The sequence below is a fragment of the Mesorhizobium sp. CA12 genome, from assembly GCF_020165255.1.
Taxonomy (GTDB): domain Bacteria; phylum Pseudomonadota; class Alphaproteobacteria; order Rhizobiales; family Rhizobiaceae; genus Mesorhizobium.
The window spans coordinates 133,618-151,593 of record NZ_JAIUHT010000012.1 but is presented as its reverse complement, the minus strand read 5'-3'; the positions used below and the strand labels follow the sequence as shown (position 1 = coordinate 151,593).

Sequence of the window (17,976 nt, the reverse complement as noted above, 5' to 3'; positions counted from 1 at the left end):
ACCTCATCGCCAATGCTTACCGCATCTGGCGCGACACCGCAGACGCAGCCTACGTCCGGCCGGACGGCACGCCGTTCGAACTGACTGGCGCTGCGCAGATGATCTTTTCCGATCTCGGCACGCTCAATGTTGAGCTGACGCGGGGCTTCTCGGCCTATCGCTGGATCCGCGACGAGCTGGTGCGCATGGGCGTGCCGGCGGCCGAAATCGCCTTCATGCAGGACTTCAAGAAGTCGGAGGCCAAGCAGCGGCTGTTCGGCGACGTCCGCGCGGGCAAAGTCCGCTTTCTCATCGGCTCGTCCGACACCATGGGCACCGGCGTCAATACCCAGCTCCGGCTCAAGGCGCTGCATCATCTCGACGTGCCATGGCTCCCCTCGCAAATCGAGCAGCGCGAGGGACGCATCTTGCGGCAGGGCAACCAGCACCACATCGTCGACATCTTCGCCTATGCCACCGAAGGCTCGATGGACGCCCAGATGTGGCAGAACAACGAGCGCAAGGCTCGCTTCATCGCCGCTGCACTCTCGGGCGACACCTCGGTGCGCCGCCTCGACGACCTCGGCGAAGGGCAGGCCAACCAGTTCGCCATGGCCAAGGCGATTGCCTCGGGCGACCCGCGCCTGATGCAGAAGGCCGGGCTCGAGGTCGATATCGCCCGGCTCGAACGCCTGAGGGCGGCGCATCAGGACGATCAGTTCGCCATCCGCCGACAGATCCGCGATGCCGAGCGCGACATCGAATACTCGACACGTCGCATTGGCGAGATCGGCCAGGACCTCGCGCGGCTGGTTCCGACGACGGGCGAGGCGTTCCGCATGAGCGTGGGCAACACGACATATGTGGAGCGCAAGCTCGCTGGCCGCGCCCTGATGACCGAGATCCTGACCTTGATCCAGCTCCAGCATGCCGGTACCCGCACCATCGCCGCGATCGGTGGGTTCGAACTCCAATATTGCGGCGAGCGCTTTGGCCAGGACAGCTATGGCTACATCACCACGTTGCTGCGCGCCGGCGCGGCGACGGAAGTCGAGTTACCTGTGACCACCCCGCCGCTTCGCGCGATTGCAAAGCTCGAACATATGCTTGGCAATCTCGAGGAGGAGCAGGAGCGCGCACGCCACAGGCTCGCGGAGGCCGAGCGGCGGCTCGCGTCCTATCGCTCACGCGCGGGCAGTACCTTCGCCTTCTCGGACGAACTGGCCGACAAGCGCCGCCAGCTCTCCGAAATCGAAAGATCGCTGTCGCAGGAGATCGATGGTGTACGCCCCGCTGAGGTGCAGGCGGCGTAACCCGCCCCCACGTTCTGAGCAGCCTTCGCCGGCCCGGTGGAGGGGCCTTCCCGAACGAGGTAGGGAAGTGAAAAGCAAGGAGGACTGCTCGCAGATCGGGTGGTCCGCCGACGCTGACGCTCAATCGCGCCCGTCGCATCCCGGCCCGTCATCCTGCGCAGGGCTGAAGGAGCCCCGCTTGGCCAGCCGGGCAGGGATGCTCCAGCGCAATTGCCCCGTCCCGCCCGCTCCGCGGGCCGGGGGATGTCTTCGGAAAGAAGACGAAAAAAGGCCCGGCGACGGGGCCTGTCCATAACCCACCAAGGAGCATTCCAATGGAACTGAAATTTGTCGATCCGCGCTCGCTCAAGGACAATCCCGACAAGGCGCGGCGCTCCAAGTCCAGCCCTCAGGCCGACGCCTTGCTGCTGGCAACGATCAAGGCCATCGGCGTTGTCGAGCCGCTGATCGTCTTCGCTGAGGCCGATGGCGGAAATGGCTTCGTCATCGATCAGGGTCATCGCCGGGCGAAGCAGGCGATCGCTGCAGGTCTCGAAGAGATCGCCGTTCTGGTCGTGCCTCGAGCCGAGGACGGCGGCGCGATGCGCTCGCTGGCCACCTCGATCACGCACGAGCAGCTTAACCCGGTCGATCTGTGGCGTGCGATCGAGCGTCTCGTTGCGCTGAACTGGACCGAAGAGGCCATTGCGATCGCCCTCGCGCAGTCGGTGCGCCAGGTCAAGAAGCTGCGCCTGCTCGCCAATGTACTGCCGGCGATGCTCGACGCCATGGCCAAGGGCGATATGCCGAACGAGCAGCAGCTCCGCACTATCGCGGCCGCTTCGCTTGAGGAGCAGAAGGAGGTCTGGAAGGCCAAAAAGCCGAATAAGGGCGATCCGCAGGTGCCGTGGTGGAGCATCGCCAACGGTCTCACCAAGCGCCGGATGTACGCGCGCGACGCAAGCTTTGGCGACGAGCTGCGCGAGGCCTATGGCATCGCCTGGGTGGAGGATCTGTTCGCACCGGCCGACCAGGACAGCCGGTACACCACCGACATCGACGCCTTCCTCGGCGCCCAGCAGGAATGGATGACTCAGAACCTGCCCAAGAAAGGCATCATCACCGAACCGAACACGTATGGAGAGGTGAAGCTGCCGCCAAAGGCGGAACGCGTTTATGGCACGCCGAAGAAGTCGGATCACGCCGCGATGTATCTCGACCGCGAGGGAAAGGTGAAGACCGTTCACTTCCGTCTGCCCGAGGCCAAGAAGAAGGCCAACGCGACGGAAGCCGCCGAGGCGGTCGTCATGCCGAAATCGCGTCCCGATGTGACCCGTAAGGGCATCGAGATGATCGGCGACCTGCGCACCGATGCTCTCCATGAGGCGCTGTCACGGGCGCCGATCGAGGACGACACGTTGTTGGCGTTGCTCGTTCTCGCCTTCGCTGGCCAGAACGTGCGCGTTGATTCCGGTGCCGGCGGCGACCATGGGTTCGGTCGCCGCATGCCTCGGCACGCCGCCACCCTCTTCGATGCCGAGGGCAAGTTCGCTTTCGACGCCGAGACTTTGCGTATCGCGGCCCGGGGCGTCCTCATCGATGCGCTCTCCTGCCGCGAGGGCATGAGCAAGTCGGGCGTGGTGGCGCTCGTCGCAGCGGGCGCGATCGGGGCAGACAGCTTCCTCGCCAATATGGGCACCGAGGACTTCCTGTCCTGTCTGTCGCGTCCAGCGCTCGAGGGCTCCTGCGCCGGTACGCCGGTTCTGCCGCGGGCGCGCGTAAAGGACACGCGGGCCGCGCTCGTCGAGCACTTCAAGGAGGGGCACTTCGTCCACCCGGCTGCGCTGTTCGCTGCCGATGCGGCAAGCCTGACCGAGTGGCTGTCCAAGAGCACCGTCCCCGAGGCCGAGGACGACGTTGGGCCTGAGGTCGACGGTCTGAGTGGAGAGGACCAACATTCCGAGAAAGGCGAGCTCGGGGAAGGCTATCGCGAGGCCGCCGAATAGACCTCGCGTCCTTTTGATCGCTCTGCCGCCGCCAGGTTCGCTTGGCGGCTGCAGGTGCACGGCCGCGGCAGCGAGCGCTGGCGATACAATGGAACTCCGGCGTGGGCCCACGGCCATGATGGTGTGACCCTGTTGTGCGTGCCGAGACACCTTCGGTCGATGAATAGGCAGGTGGCCATGATCACCCGTCCTTCGGTTCCAATGTCGAAGTCGAGGCCCGTGCCGGTCCTCACTCGGGCTTCATGCGGTCCTGAACCTGCGGCCGTCCGCTTCAAGGCCGCGTTCCGCGCCGCGAGGCGGCCGGATCGGTCCGGTCTCGGCATGGCAGGCCCGCGCCCCGCGCGAGGGCTGAAGAAAGCCCTGCTTGGCCGCAAACCTTCCATGCTCGTCTCGGTCCGCCCGGGCCCTGAAGCGCCCGTCATTCCGCCGGTTCTTTTTGGTCCGCGCCCGAGGGAGGGCCGGCACGGAGCCGGTCCTGGCCTCGAGAACCAGAAGAAAGGATATGCCAATGACCAGGAAAGCCGCCAATCCCCGCGCAACCGCCCGCGTCGCTCCGCTGCGCAAGGGCACTACCTTCCAAATGGTCCGTCTCGTGTGTCCCGACGCCGCACAGTGCGCGCTCGTCTCGGAGAGCTTTGGCCTCCCGGTGCTCGACAGCGACGGCATTCGCGACTTGCACGAAAAGCTCGTCGTGGACACGGCCGCAGCGCTCGACGAGGGGCTTGGGGAACGCGCCATGCAGATACACCTGCAACGCGTCGCCGGTGCTTTTGTCGGGTCCGCCTACGGGGCCGGCCAGTTCTACAGCCGGTCGGTATCCGAAGCTCGGGACGCGACGGCCAAGTCGGCCTGCGACGATCGGAACGAAGACGTCGCAGGTCCGGTCGGCTTCGACAGCGCTGCCCAGCGCAAGCGTGAGTTCGCCGCCGATATGGCACTACAGGCCCATGCGCTGCGCATGGCCGCCGAGGGGGCTATCGCGGCCTACGAGCAGGTCGTAGGCGAGGTCTGGAAGCCCTTCGAGCGTCCAGTCGAAAACCCCGGCCAATCCGTCGACCGCAAGGCGGCCGAATTGCAGATGGCGGCCCTCGGATGAACGTCGAGGGCGGGGCTCCGGTCCCGCCCTCCTTCCATGTTGAGCACGTCCGGCTCATCCGTCCGTCGCATCGACTGCACGGGGCCCAGCCGATTTTCATATGCCGAACATGCCGCTTTCGATCGTGGCTAAGTGAACCTTTCGTTGCGAGCGCCGTCTCCTGGCGGACGAAGAGAGACAACCTGCTGCCATGCAGTGCGCCGGAGCAAATAGGGCCGCATCGTCTCCCAATTTCCCGCCCGTGGCGACCACGTCGACGGCAAGTTCTTGTTCCAGCGATTTCATGTGTGCGACTTTGCACCCAGGTTCGGATGTCGCTTCCGGTGCACGACGTTCCGGGGACGGCCGCCGACGCCAGCTCGTTCGCCAGCCTCGGCCCGATCGGCATTGCTGGGCTCCTTCACGGCCCAACTCCGGCTCTCTGGTGATGGCTTTCCTGGTGCGGCTGCGGATCTTCCCCGATCAACCCGCAAGGGGTCCGCTAGCATGCTGCGGCCGCTCGGCTGGCGCCTTCGGGTGATCGCGCCCGCCTCCGCACACTGACGGAGCCATCGAGCGGGAATTGGCCCGCTCCAAGATGGAGCCCTCAGATGTCCCACGATCTCATACTCGCCCAAAAGGCCGCATGGTCTCTCGCCCGCACTCTCATGGTCCCGGTTATCCTCTTCCAGGTCGACAACAAATTTGGTGTCATGCCCGCCGATGAACTCGACGACGCCGATGTCGAAATCCTCTTCGAATACGATCCATATGGCGGTGGCCGGTCGGTTCATTGAACCGACATTCTCTCGACGGCATTCAGGCGGCGCCCAGCGCCGCTTTCCTATTTTCTGACGGCCGCTCGCGCCCCCGTCCTTCCCGAGGTCCTGGCGGAGCCAGGCAGTCAGCGCAACGGCTTCGCCGTCCTCCGCTGTCGCTGCGGCCCACCCCATCGTGCAAGCACGATGGGACCCGGTAGGGTGCGCGGCCCGCCTTCCTGCTCCGCCCAAGCGGACCCCGTGACGGGGCCGCGATCGGCGCGGCCTACAACCGGAGGTTCATGAAAATGACCAGGAAAGAAAATGCAGAGCGCATGGACGTCTATGCGCAGATCACGGACCGCATCGTAGCCGAGCTGGAGAAGGGTATCCGTCCTTGGATGCAGCCGTGGCAACCGAGCAATGCCTCCGGCCGCGTCACCCGGCCGCTCAGACACAATGGTCTGCCCTATAACGGCATTAATGTGCTGCTGCTTTGGTCGGAGGCTGTCGCACGCGGCTTTTCCAGCCCGATGTGGATGACATTCAAGCAGGCGCTCGACCTTGGCGGCGGGGTTCGCAAGGGCGAGACCGGCTCTACAGTGGTCTTCGCCAGCCGCTTCACCAGGACGGAGACGAACACCAGGGGCGAGGAAATCGACCGCGAGATCCCGTTCCTCAAGGCGTATTCTGTTTTCAACATTGCGCAAATCGATGGCCTGCCGGACCAGTTTTATCGACGGCAGGCGGAGCCGGTGCGCAATCCGATCGCCCGGATCGGGCATGCCGACCAGTTCTTCGCCAATACTGGGGCGCTAATCCAGCACGGCGGGGATCGCGCCTACTTCGCCCCGGTGACGGACCACATCCAGATGCCGCCTTTCCAGACGTTCCGGGACGCCGCGTCATACGTTGCCACACTCAGTCACGAGGTCATCCATTGGACTTCGGCGCCGCATCGCGTGAACCGCGACCTTAGCCGCTATGCCAAGGATCGCAGCGAGCGAGCGCGCGAGGAACTGATTGCCGAGCTCGGAAGCTGCTTCCTCTGCGCCGATCTTGGTATCGCGCCCGAACTCGAGCCCCGGCCGGACCATGCGAGCTACCTCGGCTCGTGGTTGAAAATCCTCGCCGACGACAAGCGCGCGATCTTCTCGGCCACAGCCCATGCGCAGCGCGCCGTCGGTTTCCTGCATGGACTTCAGCTGGAGACCGCAGAAGAACGCAATGCTGCCTAATGTTTCACGCATCAACTTTGGAAGGGGAGGTCATGTGCCTCCCCTCTGTTTCGCTCGGCCGTGCCGGCCGATGGCTAAGCCGGAGATGCTTCCCAGACAATCGCGAAACCGATTCCCGCTCTGGCTGATCGACAGATCCGGGCGGCCGATTTCCTTCTCGCGGCCATCCTAAAGTTCGAACCGAAGTTGCCGTTGTTCCGGCGGCAACACATCGACTAGCGACGAAAGCCTGACACCCAAGAGCCGGATTGCCTTCTGTACCGGAAAACACCGACCCCAGGAGATCGGCTGCGAAACATTTGAATCAGAGAACTCGATTGGCACCGAAACGGTGCGACTGCGCGTGGTCTGGTGGCAATCGGCAAATTTGACCCAAAGCGCGATCGTCCGGCCCCGGCCATTGCCGTGATGAAAGGCATCGCGGAGCGACCGCCGAAGGCGCGAGCCTCGTAGCTTGCGGCAGCCATCACGCCTGCCGCGTCAGCACCACAAGGCCGCATGGTGCGGGCTCGGAAACGAGAACGGAGACTGAAAATGGCTACCATCGGCAGCTTCAAGAAGACCAATGCGAACGAGTTCACCGGCGAGATCGTCACCCTCAGCGTCCAGGCCAAGGGCGTGCGCATCGTCCCCGACACCCGGGCCAGCGGCGAGAACGCTCCAAGCCACCGTGTCGTGGTCGGCAAGGCCGAGATCGGCGCCGCCTGGTCCAAGCGCTCCAACGAGGGCCGCGATTATCTCGGGCTCAAGCTCGACGACCCGAGCTTCACCGCTCCCATCTACGCCAACCTCTTCGCCGACGAGGAAGGCGAGGGCCACAGCCTCATCTGGTCCCGCCCCAACCGCCGCAACGGCGAGTAACAGGTAGCCAGCCCGTTCGGCTTCGGCCGGACGGCTTCGGCGCCTGATACCGGGTTTCAGCGGTGAAGCCGCGATCAACTGCTCTTTCGCAACAGAATTCCATTGTCGGGCAGTACTTCAATTCCAGCCTTCTCGAGCGCATCCACAATCGCTAATATATTGTTTGCGATCGGAATCCGCGCCCGGCGTTCGAAATCAGCGATTGTCTGCCGTGCGACGTTTGCCGCACGGGCCAAATCATCTTGGCTCCATCCCAACATTGCACGCGCGCCGCGACACTGTTCGGGGCTGAAATTCGCAGCCCTGTTGCCAACATTATGATTGACGTCAATCAATTTGTATATTATCCCTGACCGAACTAGCGGTCGAAGAGGGTGCGCGAACACCCTTTTCGACCTGACCAAAGCCAAGCTGTGTGGGAGCTCGGATCATGGCTGATTCCGACAATACCACGACTTTGCCTTCCGTCACGCTTGGACGGGAGACGCGGTCTCCGTTGACCAACGACCGTACCGTCCCTTCAGCCGAAGCCCCGTTGTCACCCGATCCCGCACTTCTCCTGTCCCTTGCCTGGATCGACGCCCATGTTGCGATGCTGGCTTCCTGCGTCCGGCAGCAGCAGGAGGAGGAGAGAGTCCTGGAGCGCGGCGCGCTCTTGCCCACCGGCGCAGTTATTGGGCGCGGGGATGGGGCTAGCGCCGACTGCGACGGTCTCGATCCCCGGGAACAGCATGATGCCGAGAAGGCCGACGCCTTGCTGGCTGAGCTTGCTTCGACGCCTGCTCAATCGTTGACAGGCGTGATCGCCAAGCTCGCGGTCATCCTTCGAGAGGCGACTGACAACACCGACATCTTCGAATTTCCGCTGCCGCAGATCCGCTCGGCCTTGGCCGATTTGCGGCGGCTCACGCATGAAGCGACAAGCGACCAGCCGGCCGGCTGGCCCGCCGGCGACCAATCGATCGGCTCGCTGTTCGAGCTGTCCGCATCATCCTTCGCGGCCTGGCGCGCATTCGGTGCGTGGAGCCAAGGCGATGACGAGGCCTATCGCAGCTGGACGAACACATTCAAAATACTGCAGGGCGGCGCAAGCCAATAGGCCTCGCTAGGCCCCCGGGCCTGATCGCTCGTCGCCGGGTTCCCTCCTCGTCCATTCGTCAATGACGGAATCCAAGGATTTCGCTTAACGCCGCGTCCCCCTATCAAATTCTCGAGAAGGGAAGGATGCGGATGAAGCCGGATACATCGCAGTGGCGTGACCCACAGGCATATGCATTCGTCAAAGGCGCAACCGCCGATGAGATTGCCTGGGAATTCCTGCGACGCAATCCGCAATATCAGCAGGACTTCGCGACCTCACGCTCGGCTCAGGCGATGCGCGCATTACGCAAACGCTGGGGTTTGCAGTTTCGCCGCCCGGCCTGACCAGTCCGCGGTGGAGCAACCCGTCTATTGGGCGCCTCAGATCAACCCTGGGGTCGTCAACCTTGTCGCGCTTCCGCGGGGCCTGCGCACGGGTCAAGGCAGCGCCTCCGACGTCCAGCTGGCCGCGGCGGGCCGGCATGACGAGGTCGGCCTTCACGTGCGTTCGTCGCCGGGGGGTATGCAACTGGCACTTCTTGGCGACACGAAGCCAGACGAACCGCTCGCCGCCATCATACCGCTGGACGAAATGGCGCACGACCGGCTGCAAGCCATCGAGCGGTTCATCCGCTCGATCCACAGGCAGCACCTTCCCGACGCCCGCTTGACCGCGGGCCGGCGCCGGCGCCTTGTCCACATGCTGCGATGCCTCGATGGGCGGGAAGAGCAGGCATCCCATTTTGAAGTTGCGACCGCTTTGTTCGGCCGACGGCTGGTCAGCGCCGCCGACTGGCACGACTCGGCTTTTCGGTACCAGACGTATCGCTTAGTTCGCGACGGCCTGAAGATGGTCGAGCGCGGCTATCGCCAACTGCTACGTGCGCGACGGCGTCATTCCTGAAGGGGGCCTGACGCCAGGTTCACTTAATGCGGTGTGTGCAAGTCCAGGGTTACCATCCTGAACTGAATAGCGTTTTTGCGCTGCCTTGCGGCCGTTGAGGTCAGCTCTGCTGCTCAGCTAAGCGGAGAGCGCCAGGGCAGGGCTCGTTCGTTGCAAGTCTGACCCGAAGCAGCGTGAGCCAACGATCGAACTCAGGCATCACCGTCTTCGGGCAATAATCTCGACCGGTGCTGCCTCGCGATCCGATGAAGCCAAATGCGGTGACACGCCCAGTGCGGTTATGGCCCAGCGATCGTGAGGGGTGGCCCGGTAATCTCCATATCGAACTGGGCCGCGACGGCCTTGATTGCCACAAGGTCGCGCGGAATTTCCAGTCCCTGCGCGGCAACCGCCGGGAAAAAGCTCTCGAGACCACCCGGGGACAGGATGGCGATCCATCGCGCACGCTCAACGACGACGAATGTGTGCTCGACGCCAGCGGGAATGTAGAACACTGCCCCGGTGGTACGCTCGGAAATTTCCCCGGCGCGCCAGAAGCGCAGCCGCCCTTGGAGAATGACGAATATTTCGTCGGCCTCGAGATGGCGATGGCGTGGCGGTCCGTCGCCCGGACCAGCATCGGATGCAAATGCCCCGAGCTTGCCGCCGGTCTCGCGCGCCGTCAGAAGCGTTTCGTAGTGCGTACCGTTCCAATCGGTCTGAGTGCCAGGTGCTGCCCGCATTTGCATCTTCGCCACATGGGGTTGGAGTGAAGCTTGATGGCGTCACGATAGCTACACGCTGGCCTCAGGCGGTCGCCTCGTATGAACATACGAGATGCGCCGGGGAATGGTTGTCAGTGAAGCCGGCTTCCGGCAAACTGCAGATCCCTTCAGGTGAGGGAGCGGTGAATCCGGCACGCATGCACGACTTCGACGGCATGGTCGGGCAGATCTACGATGCGGCGGTCGAACCCGGCCGCTGGCCGCAGGTTCTCGAGACGCTGTCGGATTTCCTCGAAGGCGCTGCCACCAAGCTGACGTTCCAGAACGCAAGGACGTTGCGCAGCGAAGCGAGTTCGGTGCGCATGCCGCCCGAGGCGGACCTCACCTACGCACAGTATTACCACAAGACCAATGTGTTCCTGCCGCGTATCGCCAAGCTGCGCGCCGGCGCGTTGATTCCGGTGTGGGACCTCGTGCCGCGCGAAGTCTACCAGCGCTCCGAGTTCTATAACGACTTCTGCCGACCCGGCGACATGTGCCACCCGATCGGGGTCGTGCTGGCCAACGAACCGGACATGCGCGTCGTGTTCACCTGCGGACGCGCCAGGACAGCCGGCGAGTTCGAGCCCGAGCATCTCGAGCGGCTGCGCCGCGTCGGGCCGCATCTGGTTCGCGCGGCGAGCGTGGGATTGCGCCTCTCGCGTTCGGAGATCGCCAGGAGTGCCAATGTCGAGGCGCTCGACCGCATCGCCCAAGGCGTGCTGATCGTGGCGGCAAGCGGCGAGATCCTGTTCGCCAACCGAACGGCCGAAGCGCTGCTCAGTGAAGCCGATGGAATCAAGACAGAGAAATCGGCGCTGCGCGCAACCAGGCGCTCGGATGCCGCGCAATTTCAACGGTTGATCGTCGCGGCTGCGGAGCGGTCGGACACCGCGGGCGGCGTGATGGCGCTGGCGCGGCCGGCGCCGCGGCGACCGCTGAGCGTGTTGGTGGCGCCGCTGAAGATCGAGTCGACTTGGTTCGTGACCGGCCGCCCCGCCGCAATCGTGTTCGTGGCCGATCCGGACAGCGCGCCGCGGACCATGCAGGCCCAGGTGCGCAATCTCTATCGGCTGACCCCGGCCGAGGCCGCCGTGGCCATTGCAGTCGCCCGCGGCGAAGGACTTCAGGCGGCCGCAGACGAGCTCGGCATCAGCCTGACCACGGTGCGCACCCACCTGCAGCACGTGTTCGAAAAGACGGAGACGCGGCGGCAGGCGGAGCTGGTGCGCCTCATTGCGGCGAGTGGCGTTTACGAGTGACAATCTGGAGCGCAGCAAGGCTCGCCCAAGCTGGTTGTAAGTGCTTTCGAGATAGCAAGCCCGCTCATCCATGACTGATCCTCACTGTCCCTCTGCAGACTGCCGGTCCGCTGTCGGCCCAAGTGAGACGTCCGCAGCATACGGCCGCTCCAGCGCAAAGGCCGCCATTGGAGCGCGTGTCTGGACCAGCTTCGAGAGCAGTCAGCATTATCCGGTCGTGCACGCGAAGGCGAATCCCGATCCCGTCCGCGATCGCCAGATGGATCCAGGCTCTGATGCAGCACATGTCAGGCCGCGGCAACATCAGCACCGGCGAGACGGTCCACATCATCTCTTTTCGTCGCAGATGACGCTATCGTCTCCGTGATGCATTTTTCAGTGCGCACCGACGACCTCTCGAACGGGCTGATCTGGCCGAAGGACGGCTGAAGCCTCGACCGCCTATGCCGCAATGGCGCGACGCGGGTTTCTTCCCCTGGGCGAAGCCCATTCCTCGCGAAACCAAGAAACGCGCGCCTGCGCCGTCCTGCGCTGTGCTGCGGTCGCAAGCGATGCGGCAGCGGTCGCCTCCGGGCTCACGATCGCCATCGAGGCCGCATGGTGCGGGCTCGGAAACGAGAACGGAGACTGAAAATGGCTACCATCGGCAGCTTCAAGAAGACCAATGCGAACGAGTTCACCGGCGAGATCGTCACCCTCAGCGTCCAGGCCAAGGGCGTGCGCATCGTCCCCGACACCCGGGCCAGCGGCGAGAACGCTCCAAGCCACCGTGTCGTGGTCGGCAAGGCCGAGATCGGCGCCGCCTGGTCCAAGCGCTCCAACGAGGGCCGCGATTATCTCGGGCTCAAGCTCGACGACCCGAGCTTCACCGCTCCCATCTACGCCAACCTCTTCGCCGACGAGGAAGGCGAGGGCCATAGCCTCATCTGGTCCCGCCCCAACCGCCGCAACGGCGAGTGAATCGGTAGACGCCTCGCCCGGTACCGGGTGAGGCGTCTCCTGCCGGTGATTGCGCAAGCTCGCCTAGGATCGCTTGATTGTAGCGAGAGAACGCGGGAGGACAGCGCCTTCGACATACCGCTGGACCTAAGCCGGCGTCACTAGGTCGGCCTTCATATGCGGTCGGGCGGCATGCAACTGGCGCTTTTTGGCGAAGCCAAGCCAAGCGAACCGCTTACCGCCATCATTCCGTTCGACGGTGGCACACGACCGGCTGCAGGTCATCGAGCGGTTCATCGGCTCGATCCACAGGCAACACGTTCCCGACGCGCGGTTGACTGCGGCGCACCGCCGACTGGCACGACTCGGCTTTTCGATATCAGACGCATCGTCTCGTGCGCGACGGCCTGAAGATGGTCGAGCGCGGCCATCGCCAATTGCTTCGCGCGCGACGGCGCCGCTCCTGAGGCTTCCCCCCGCCGCCTTGTCCACTTATTGCCAGGAGTTTGGCCAGGCCGCCCGCGGGGCGACTGTTTCCCGGTCCGGGAGACAGCCTTCGCCGCGGAAACCCCGTCCGTGCACGAGGTGCTGGCCGACAGCCGCTGTCGGGCCGGGGGGTCGCAGCCGAAGGGAAACATCTATAGGCTAGAAACGACGCCAACAAGGACGGCAAGAACATGGCAGGGGCACTCCTCAAGGACGGCGACAGGCCTGCCGACGATAACGCTGAAGGGAAAGCGACGAACAACACGCCCCCCATCGTGGGGATCGGATCATCGGCCGGAGGCGTGGCCGCTCTGCAGAACCTTGTCAGCAACATACCGGCGGACAGCGGCATCGCCTGGGTGCTTATCCAGCACATGGCGCCGGATCGGCCGAGCGAACTCGCGAGCATTCTTGCGCGCAAGGCAGACTTACCAGTGGAGGAGGTTACGCACGACACGCGCATCGAAGCTGACAGGATCTATCTGATCGCGCCGGGGCAAGTGATGACGATCCGAGAGGGCGTGCTGCGGCCAGCGCAGGACGGCGACCCGCTCGCGCGGCGCACCAGCATCGACGCCTTCCTTGTCTCGCTCGCTGAGGACCAGGGGGAGCATAGCGGCTGCGCGCTTCTGTCAGGGGCGGGCACAGACGGGACTCTCGGCCTCAAGGCGGTGAAGGAGGCGGGCGGGCTGACGCTGACCCAGACACTTCAGACGGCCGAATACGACAGCATGCTGCTGAGCGCCACGCGCACTGGCCTCGTCGATCGCGAGGCCGACGTCGCCGACATGCCCGGGCTCTTCGCCGACTTCCTCGTACGGCGCAAGCCCATCACGCGCGATGTCGAGGTCGAAGATGGCGAAAGGCGCGAGATCTGTGATGTGCTTCGCCGCGCCACCGGTCATGATTTCACCGACTACAAGTCGAGCACGATCGACCGGCGCATCCGCCGGCGAATGCAGATGCAGGGCATCGACACGCTGTCCGCTTACGTCGACCTGATGCGCAACGACCGCCGGGAGCCCGAGCGCCTGTTCCGCGATCTGCTGATCGGGGTCACCCAGTTTTTCCGCGATACCGACTTGTTCGCGGCGCTGGCCGCGAAGGTACTCGGCCCGATCATGGAGAAAAAGACCGAGGACGACGAGGTGCGCGTCTGGGTTGCGGGTTGCGCCACAGGCGAGGAGGCCTACAGCTTGGCGATCCTGTTTCAGGAGGCCCGGGCGCGGATGGAGAGCCCGCCGGAGGTGAAAATCTTCGGCAGCGATATCGACGAGGCCGCCCTGCATTTCGCCCGTATCGGCCGCTATCCGCACAGCATCGCCGCCGATGTCAACGAGGAGCGGCTGGAGCGGTTCTTCGAGAAGGAGGATGGCCACTACACCATCCGTCCGCTATTGCGCGAGATGTGCCTGTTCGCCCAGCACAACCTGCTGCGCGATCCACCGTTCTCGCGCATCGACCTGCTCTCATGCCGGAATGTGCTGATCTACATGAACCCGGGATTGCAGGAGCGGCTGATGCCGGTGTTCCATTACGCGCTCCGGCCCGGTGGCTTCCTGTTCCTCGGCCCTGCCGAGAACGCGGGGCATGACAAGCTCTTCGGTGAATTCGACCGGAAGCACCGTATCTTCCGCCGGATGGGCGAGACCGCGCGGCTGCCCGAATTTCCTATCGCCGGCGGTGACGGCAAGAATCGTCAGGAGATGCAACGGCAGGATGCGGCCACGAAACCTGCCGTAACCGATCCGGCATTCCGCACTGCGCAAAAACTGCTTGAGCGCTATACGCCAGCCTATGTTATCGTCGATGGCGATTTCGAGATCCTCGATGCTTCGACGGGCACCGGCGGTTTCCTCGAGCTGCCGCGCGGCCGGCCGAAGGCGAACCTGGCCGCGATGGCGCGCACCGAACTGGCCGTGGACATCAAGGCGGCCGTCGCGAAGGTGCTGACCTCGGGCGAGCGGTTCGTGCGCGACGATCTAATCGTGGGCCATGACGACGAGCGCCGTTACCTCACGCTGATCGTGGAGCCGCTGACCGGGGCCGACGCGAGCGAACGCCGTTGTCTCGTCGTCTTTCAGGCGGGAGCCGCCGCGATGGCGCAGACCACCGAGCGGGCAAGGCAGCGAGGAGGCGACGAGGAACTCGTGCGTGCACTGGAGCTGGAGCTTCAGACGACGAAGGAACGGCTGCAGAGCACGCTGGAGGAGTTGGAAACCTCGAACGAGGAACTTCGCGCCTCTAACGAAGAACTCTCGTCGGTAAACGAAGAACTGCAGTCCTCGAACGAGGAACTGGAAACCTCAAAGGAGGAACTGCAATCGATCAATGAGGAGCTTCGCACGGTCAACAATGAACTTTCGACGCGGGTCGAGGAGCAGAGCCGCGCCAACAGCGACCTGAAAAACCTTTTCTCCAACACCCGTATAGCGATGCTCTTTCTCGATGCGGAGTTTCGCATCCGCAACTTCACCCCGCCCGCCAAGCCGCTCTTCCGGCTGCGCGACCACGACATGGGGCGGCCGCTGGACGAACTCGCCGGCCGCGTCGAGCTCGGATCCCTGAAGGAGCAGGTGGCGGAAGTCATCCGCAGTGGGGAGCAGATTGAGAAGGAGGTCGAGGCGCAAAACGGCGAGCCCCAGACGCTCATCATGCGCATGCTGCCCTATCGCGACGAGAACGACGTGATTCAGGGTGCTGTTCTCACATTCATCGACATCACCGCGCGCAAGCGGTCTGAAGAGCGGCTCTCGGACATGGTGTCCGAGCTGAACCATCGGGTGAAGAACAATCTGGCCAGTGTGCAGTCCATGATCCGTCAGGCGGCCCAACACACAGAGACGAAGGATGAGATATACAAGGTGCTCACAGGCCAGCTACACGCGATGGCCGCGTCGCACGACATCCTCTCGCGCGGCGACTGGAAGGGCGCCAGGCTGCATGACCTTGTCGGCGCCGTCCTGTCCCCCTTCGTGGGCGAGGGGCTCGACGGGCTGAGCCTCCAAGGACCCGAGGTCCACCTGAAGCCTCAGGTCGTGGTCGGGCTCGGGGTGATCCTGCATGAGCTCGCCACGAACGCGTCGAAGTACGGCGCGTGGTCCACCGGGGCGGGACGCGTTTCGCTGAACTGGACTCGGGTCACGACCGACGGCGACGAGCTGAGGATCGAATGGGCGGAAAGTGGCGGGCCGCCCGTTGCGCCGCCGAAGAGCAATGGTTTCGGCCTCAACTTCGTCTCGCGGTCTACCCAGCACGAACTTCGTGGCACCTGCCAGCATGAGTTTCCCTCCGCTGGCTACCGCTGCGTTATAGTCGCGCCTGCGAAGGCCATGTTGATGGATCGCGATAAAAATCGCTGAGGCCCTCTCATCGCCGCGCGAGACCGAGCGCGTCGAGCGCAGCAAAGAGAGCGGCCTCCGTCAGCGGTTTGTGCAGAACCTGGCACTCTTTGAAGCGCTCGGGCACTTCCACCCTGGAATAACCGGTCGCGAGGATGAAAGGAACGCCATGCTCGTGAAGCAGATCGGCGACCGGCCAGACGCGCTCATCGCCGAGGTTCACGTCGAGGACCGCGCCGTCAAGGTTGTTCTGCCGCACTGCCAACAGCCCTGCCTCGACGTTGGAGACCGGCCCGACAGGCACGCAGCCGCACTCGCCGACCATGTACTCGAGATCCATTGCGATGAAGAGGTCGTCCTCGATCACGAGGATTCGTGGTTTTCGATTTTCAAGTGAACGCACGTCCCATTGCCCCCAAAGAAAACTAACCACTTCGCCCCAAGAAAGTTCCGACATCGTTTGGCCGGCCGTCGCTTCCAGGAACTGCAGTCGAAGGCCAACTTGGGTCTGCACATGGCTTTCGAAGTAAATGATTGAGCATGTTCGGTGGCTTCACCTGGAGAACGTTGGAGCCGTCCGTCTCCTCCGCCGGAGAAGCCGCAAGCCATGAGCCAGGCAATAAGCCGGTCCGCTTTCTCAAGGCCACCAGCAAGGCGAGACCGTCTGGCGTCGGCCCCATATGACATGTCCGCTATACAGGGGCGCTCAATAGCAAAAGCCGGTATTTGGAGCGCGTGTCTGGACCAGCTTCGATAGCATCCAGCAACGGCATTACCGGTCATCACGCGAAGCCGAGGCCGATCCCATCCGCGAGCGCCAGATGGATCCAGGCTCTGATGCTGCACATGTCGGGCCCCGGTAACATCTGCACGGCGAAACGGTCCCACATCATCCTTTCGGCGCAGATGATCCAATCGTCCCCGTCTCTCCATTTCACGGCGGGCACCAACGACCTCTCGAACGGACTGATCTGGCCGAAGGACGGCTGAAGTCTCGACAGCCTATGCCGCAATGGCGCGTCGCGCGTTTCTTCCTCTGGGCGAAGCCATTCCTCGCGCAACCAAGAAACGCGCGCCTGCGCCGTCCTGCGCTTTGCTGCGGTCGCAAGCGATGCGGCAGCGGTCGCCTCCGGCCTCATGATCGCCATCGAGGCCGCATGGTGCGGGCTCGGAAACGAGAACGGAGACTGAAAATGGCTACCATCGGCAGCTTCAAGAAGACCAATGCGAACGAGTTCACCGGCGAGATCGTCACCCTCAGCGTCCAGGCCAAGAGCGTGCGCATCGTCCCCGACACCCGGGCCAGCGGCGAGAACGCTCCAAGCCACCGTGTCGTGGTCGGCAAGGCCGAGATCGGCGCCGCCTGGTCCAAGCGCTCCAACGAGGGCCGCGATTATCTCGGGCTCAAGCTCGACGACCCGAGCTTCACCGCTCCCATCTACGCCAACCTCTTCGCCGACGAGGAAGGCGAGGGCCACAGCCTCATCTGGTCCCGCCCCAACCGCCGCAACGGCGAGTAACAGGTAGCCAGCCCGTTCGGCTTCGGCCGGACGGCTTCGGCGCCTGATACCGGGTTTCAGCGGTGAAGCCGCGATCAACTGCTCTTTCGCAACAGAATTCCATTGTCGGGCAGTACTTCAATTCCAGCCTTCTCGAGCGCATTCACAATTGCTCACAGGCAGCACCTTCCCGACGCCCGCTTGACCGCGGCGCAGCGCCGGCGCCTTGGCCACATGCTGCGATGCCTCGATGGCCGGGAAGAGCATGCATCCCATTTTGAAGTCGCGATCGCCTTGTTCGGTCGGCGACTGCTCAGCACCGCCGACTGGCACGACTCGGCTTTTCGGTATCAGACGCTTCGCTTAGTGCGCGACGGCTTGAAGATGGTCGAGCGCGGCTATCGCCAATTGCTTCGTGCGCGACGGCCTCATTCGTGAGACCGCTCCGGCGCCGCCTGGTCCACGCGTTGCCTGCAGGCCCAGGCATACGATTCTGAAGTGAACGGGAGCTTT

Annotated in this window: 19 protein-coding genes; 15 read left to right on the top strand and 4 right to left on the bottom strand. The window is 64.0% G+C overall.

Annotated elements, in window-relative coordinates; all coding sequences use genetic code 11:
* The first annotated feature begins 98 nt into the window (after positions 1 to 98).
* From LB520_RS29415 to LB520_RS20385, 5 genes are all read left to right on the top strand, one after another.
* Entirely contained in the window at positions 99 to 1,292 is a 1,194-nt protein-coding gene (locus LB520_RS29415; RefSeq protein WP_411969910.1) for a helicase-related protein, read from the top strand.
* A gap of 314 nt (positions 1,293 to 1,606) precedes the next feature.
* Positions 1,607 to 3,277 (top strand): ParB N-terminal domain-containing protein, encoded by a 1,671-nt coding sequence (locus tag LB520_RS20400; protein ID WP_224638816.1) that lies wholly within the window; start codon positions 1,607 to 1,609, stop codon positions 3,275 to 3,277.
* A gap of 508 nt (positions 3,278 to 3,785) precedes the next feature.
* Positions 3,786 to 4,373, top strand: a complete 588-nt coding sequence (locus LB520_RS20395) for a hypothetical protein (protein ID WP_224608111.1) — start codon at positions 3,786 to 3,788, stop codon at positions 4,371 to 4,373.
* 590 nt (positions 4,374 to 4,963) lie between these two features.
* Positions 4,964 to 5,149 (top strand): hypothetical protein, encoded by a 186-nt coding sequence (locus tag LB520_RS20390; protein ID WP_224608108.1) that lies wholly within the window; start codon positions 4,964 to 4,966, stop codon positions 5,147 to 5,149.
* 269 nt (positions 5,150 to 5,418) lie between these two features.
* Complete coding sequence (locus LB520_RS20385) at positions 5,419 to 6,348, top strand: ArdC family protein (protein ID WP_224608194.1); 930 nt, start codon at positions 5,419 to 5,421, stop codon at positions 6,346 to 6,348.
* 168 nt (positions 6,349 to 6,516) lie between these two features.
* Here LB520_RS20385 and LB520_RS29410 read toward each other — a convergent pair whose 3' ends face one another.
* A complete protein-coding gene (locus tag LB520_RS29410) occupies positions 6,517 to 6,732 on the bottom strand; it encodes a hypothetical protein (RefSeq protein ID WP_411962572.1) in 216 nt (71 codons plus the stop codon).
* Positions 6,733 to 6,882: 150 nt separating this feature from the next.
* Here LB520_RS29410 and LB520_RS20380 point away from each other — a divergent pair, with 150 nt between their 5' ends.
* Positions 6,883 to 7,209, top strand: a complete 327-nt coding sequence (locus LB520_RS20380) for a DUF736 domain-containing protein (RefSeq protein WP_224608085.1) — start codon at positions 6,883 to 6,885, stop codon at positions 7,207 to 7,209.
* Between the two features lie 74 nt (positions 7,210 to 7,283).
* Here the strand turns inward: LB520_RS20380 and LB520_RS20375 are convergent, their stop codons facing one another.
* Positions 7,284 to 7,544, bottom strand: a complete 261-nt coding sequence (locus LB520_RS20375) for a helix-turn-helix transcriptional regulator (protein WP_224638814.1) — start codon at positions 7,542 to 7,544, stop codon at positions 7,284 to 7,286.
* 95 nt (positions 7,545 to 7,639) lie between these two features.
* On the opposite strand from LB520_RS20375, the gene LB520_RS20370 reads away from it, so the two are divergent.
* The 3 genes from LB520_RS20370 (at position 7,640) to LB520_RS20360 (ending at position 9,193) form a co-directional block, all read left to right on the top strand.
* Entirely contained in the window at positions 7,640 to 8,308 is a 669-nt protein-coding gene (locus LB520_RS20370; protein ID WP_224638799.1) for a hypothetical protein, read from the top strand.
* Between the two features lie 131 nt (positions 8,309 to 8,439).
* The gene (locus LB520_RS20365; RefSeq protein WP_224544569.1) at positions 8,440 to 8,634 is read left to right on the top strand and encodes a transcriptional regulator domain-containing protein; all 195 of its coding nucleotides are present in this window, start codon (positions 8,440 to 8,442) and stop codon (positions 8,632 to 8,634) included.
* A gap of 178 nt (positions 8,635 to 8,812) precedes the next feature.
* Positions 8,813 to 9,193, top strand: coding sequence for a DUF2285 domain-containing protein (locus LB520_RS20360; RefSeq protein ID WP_224608097.1), 381 nt, complete (start codon positions 8,813 to 8,815; stop codon positions 9,191 to 9,193).
* Positions 9,194 to 9,471: 278 nt separating this feature from the next.
* On the opposite strand, the gene LB520_RS20355 is transcribed toward LB520_RS20360, so the two are convergent.
* The gene (locus LB520_RS20355) at positions 9,472 to 9,915 is read right to left on the bottom strand and encodes a cupin domain-containing protein (RefSeq protein ID WP_224638797.1); all 444 of its coding nucleotides are present in this window, start codon (positions 9,913 to 9,915) and stop codon (positions 9,472 to 9,474) included.
* A 164-nt stretch (positions 9,916 to 10,079) separates the two neighbouring features.
* On the opposite strand from LB520_RS20355, the gene LB520_RS29310 reads away from it, so the two are divergent.
* The 4 genes from LB520_RS29310 (at position 10,080) to LB520_RS20335 (ending at position 15,985) form a co-directional block, all read left to right on the top strand.
* A complete protein-coding gene (locus LB520_RS29310) occupies positions 10,080 to 11,198 on the top strand; it encodes a helix-turn-helix transcriptional regulator (RefSeq protein ID WP_224608091.1) in 1,119 nt (372 codons plus the stop codon).
* Between the two features lie 633 nt (positions 11,199 to 11,831).
* The gene (locus LB520_RS20345) at positions 11,832 to 12,158 is read left to right on the top strand and encodes a DUF736 domain-containing protein (protein ID WP_224608085.1); all 327 of its coding nucleotides are present in this window, start codon (positions 11,832 to 11,834) and stop codon (positions 12,156 to 12,158) included.
* Between the two features lie 317 nt (positions 12,159 to 12,475).
* Entirely contained in the window at positions 12,476 to 12,604 is a 129-nt protein-coding gene (locus LB520_RS29405) for a DNA -binding domain-containing protein (RefSeq protein ID WP_224608191.1), read from the top strand.
* A 210-nt stretch (positions 12,605 to 12,814) separates the two neighbouring features.
* Positions 12,815 to 15,985 carry a CheR family methyltransferase gene (locus LB520_RS20335; protein WP_224608088.1) on the top strand — a complete coding sequence of 1,057 codons (3,171 nt, stop codon included), beginning with the start codon at positions 12,815 to 12,817 and terminating at the stop codon, positions 15,983 to 15,985.
* A 7-nt stretch (positions 15,986 to 15,992) separates the two neighbouring features.
* Here the strand turns inward: LB520_RS20335 and LB520_RS20330 are convergent, their stop codons facing one another.
* Positions 15,993 to 16,478: a response regulator gene (locus LB520_RS20330; RefSeq protein ID WP_224532377.1), complete on the bottom strand. Its 486-nt coding sequence runs from the start codon at positions 16,476 to 16,478 to the stop codon at positions 15,993 to 15,995.
* Between the two features lie 679 nt (positions 16,479 to 17,157).
* Between LB520_RS20330 and LB520_RS20325 the strand changes: the two genes are divergently transcribed.
* Positions 17,158 to 17,484 (top strand): DUF736 domain-containing protein, encoded by a 327-nt coding sequence (locus LB520_RS20325; RefSeq protein ID WP_224638795.1) that lies wholly within the window; start codon positions 17,158 to 17,160, stop codon positions 17,482 to 17,484.
* 102 nt (positions 17,485 to 17,586) lie between these two features.
* Positions 17,587 to 17,901, top strand: a complete 315-nt coding sequence (locus tag LB520_RS20320) for a DUF2285 domain-containing protein (protein WP_224638793.1) — start codon at positions 17,587 to 17,589, stop codon at positions 17,899 to 17,901.
* The last annotated feature ends 75 nt before the right edge of the window (positions 17,902 to 17,976 follow it).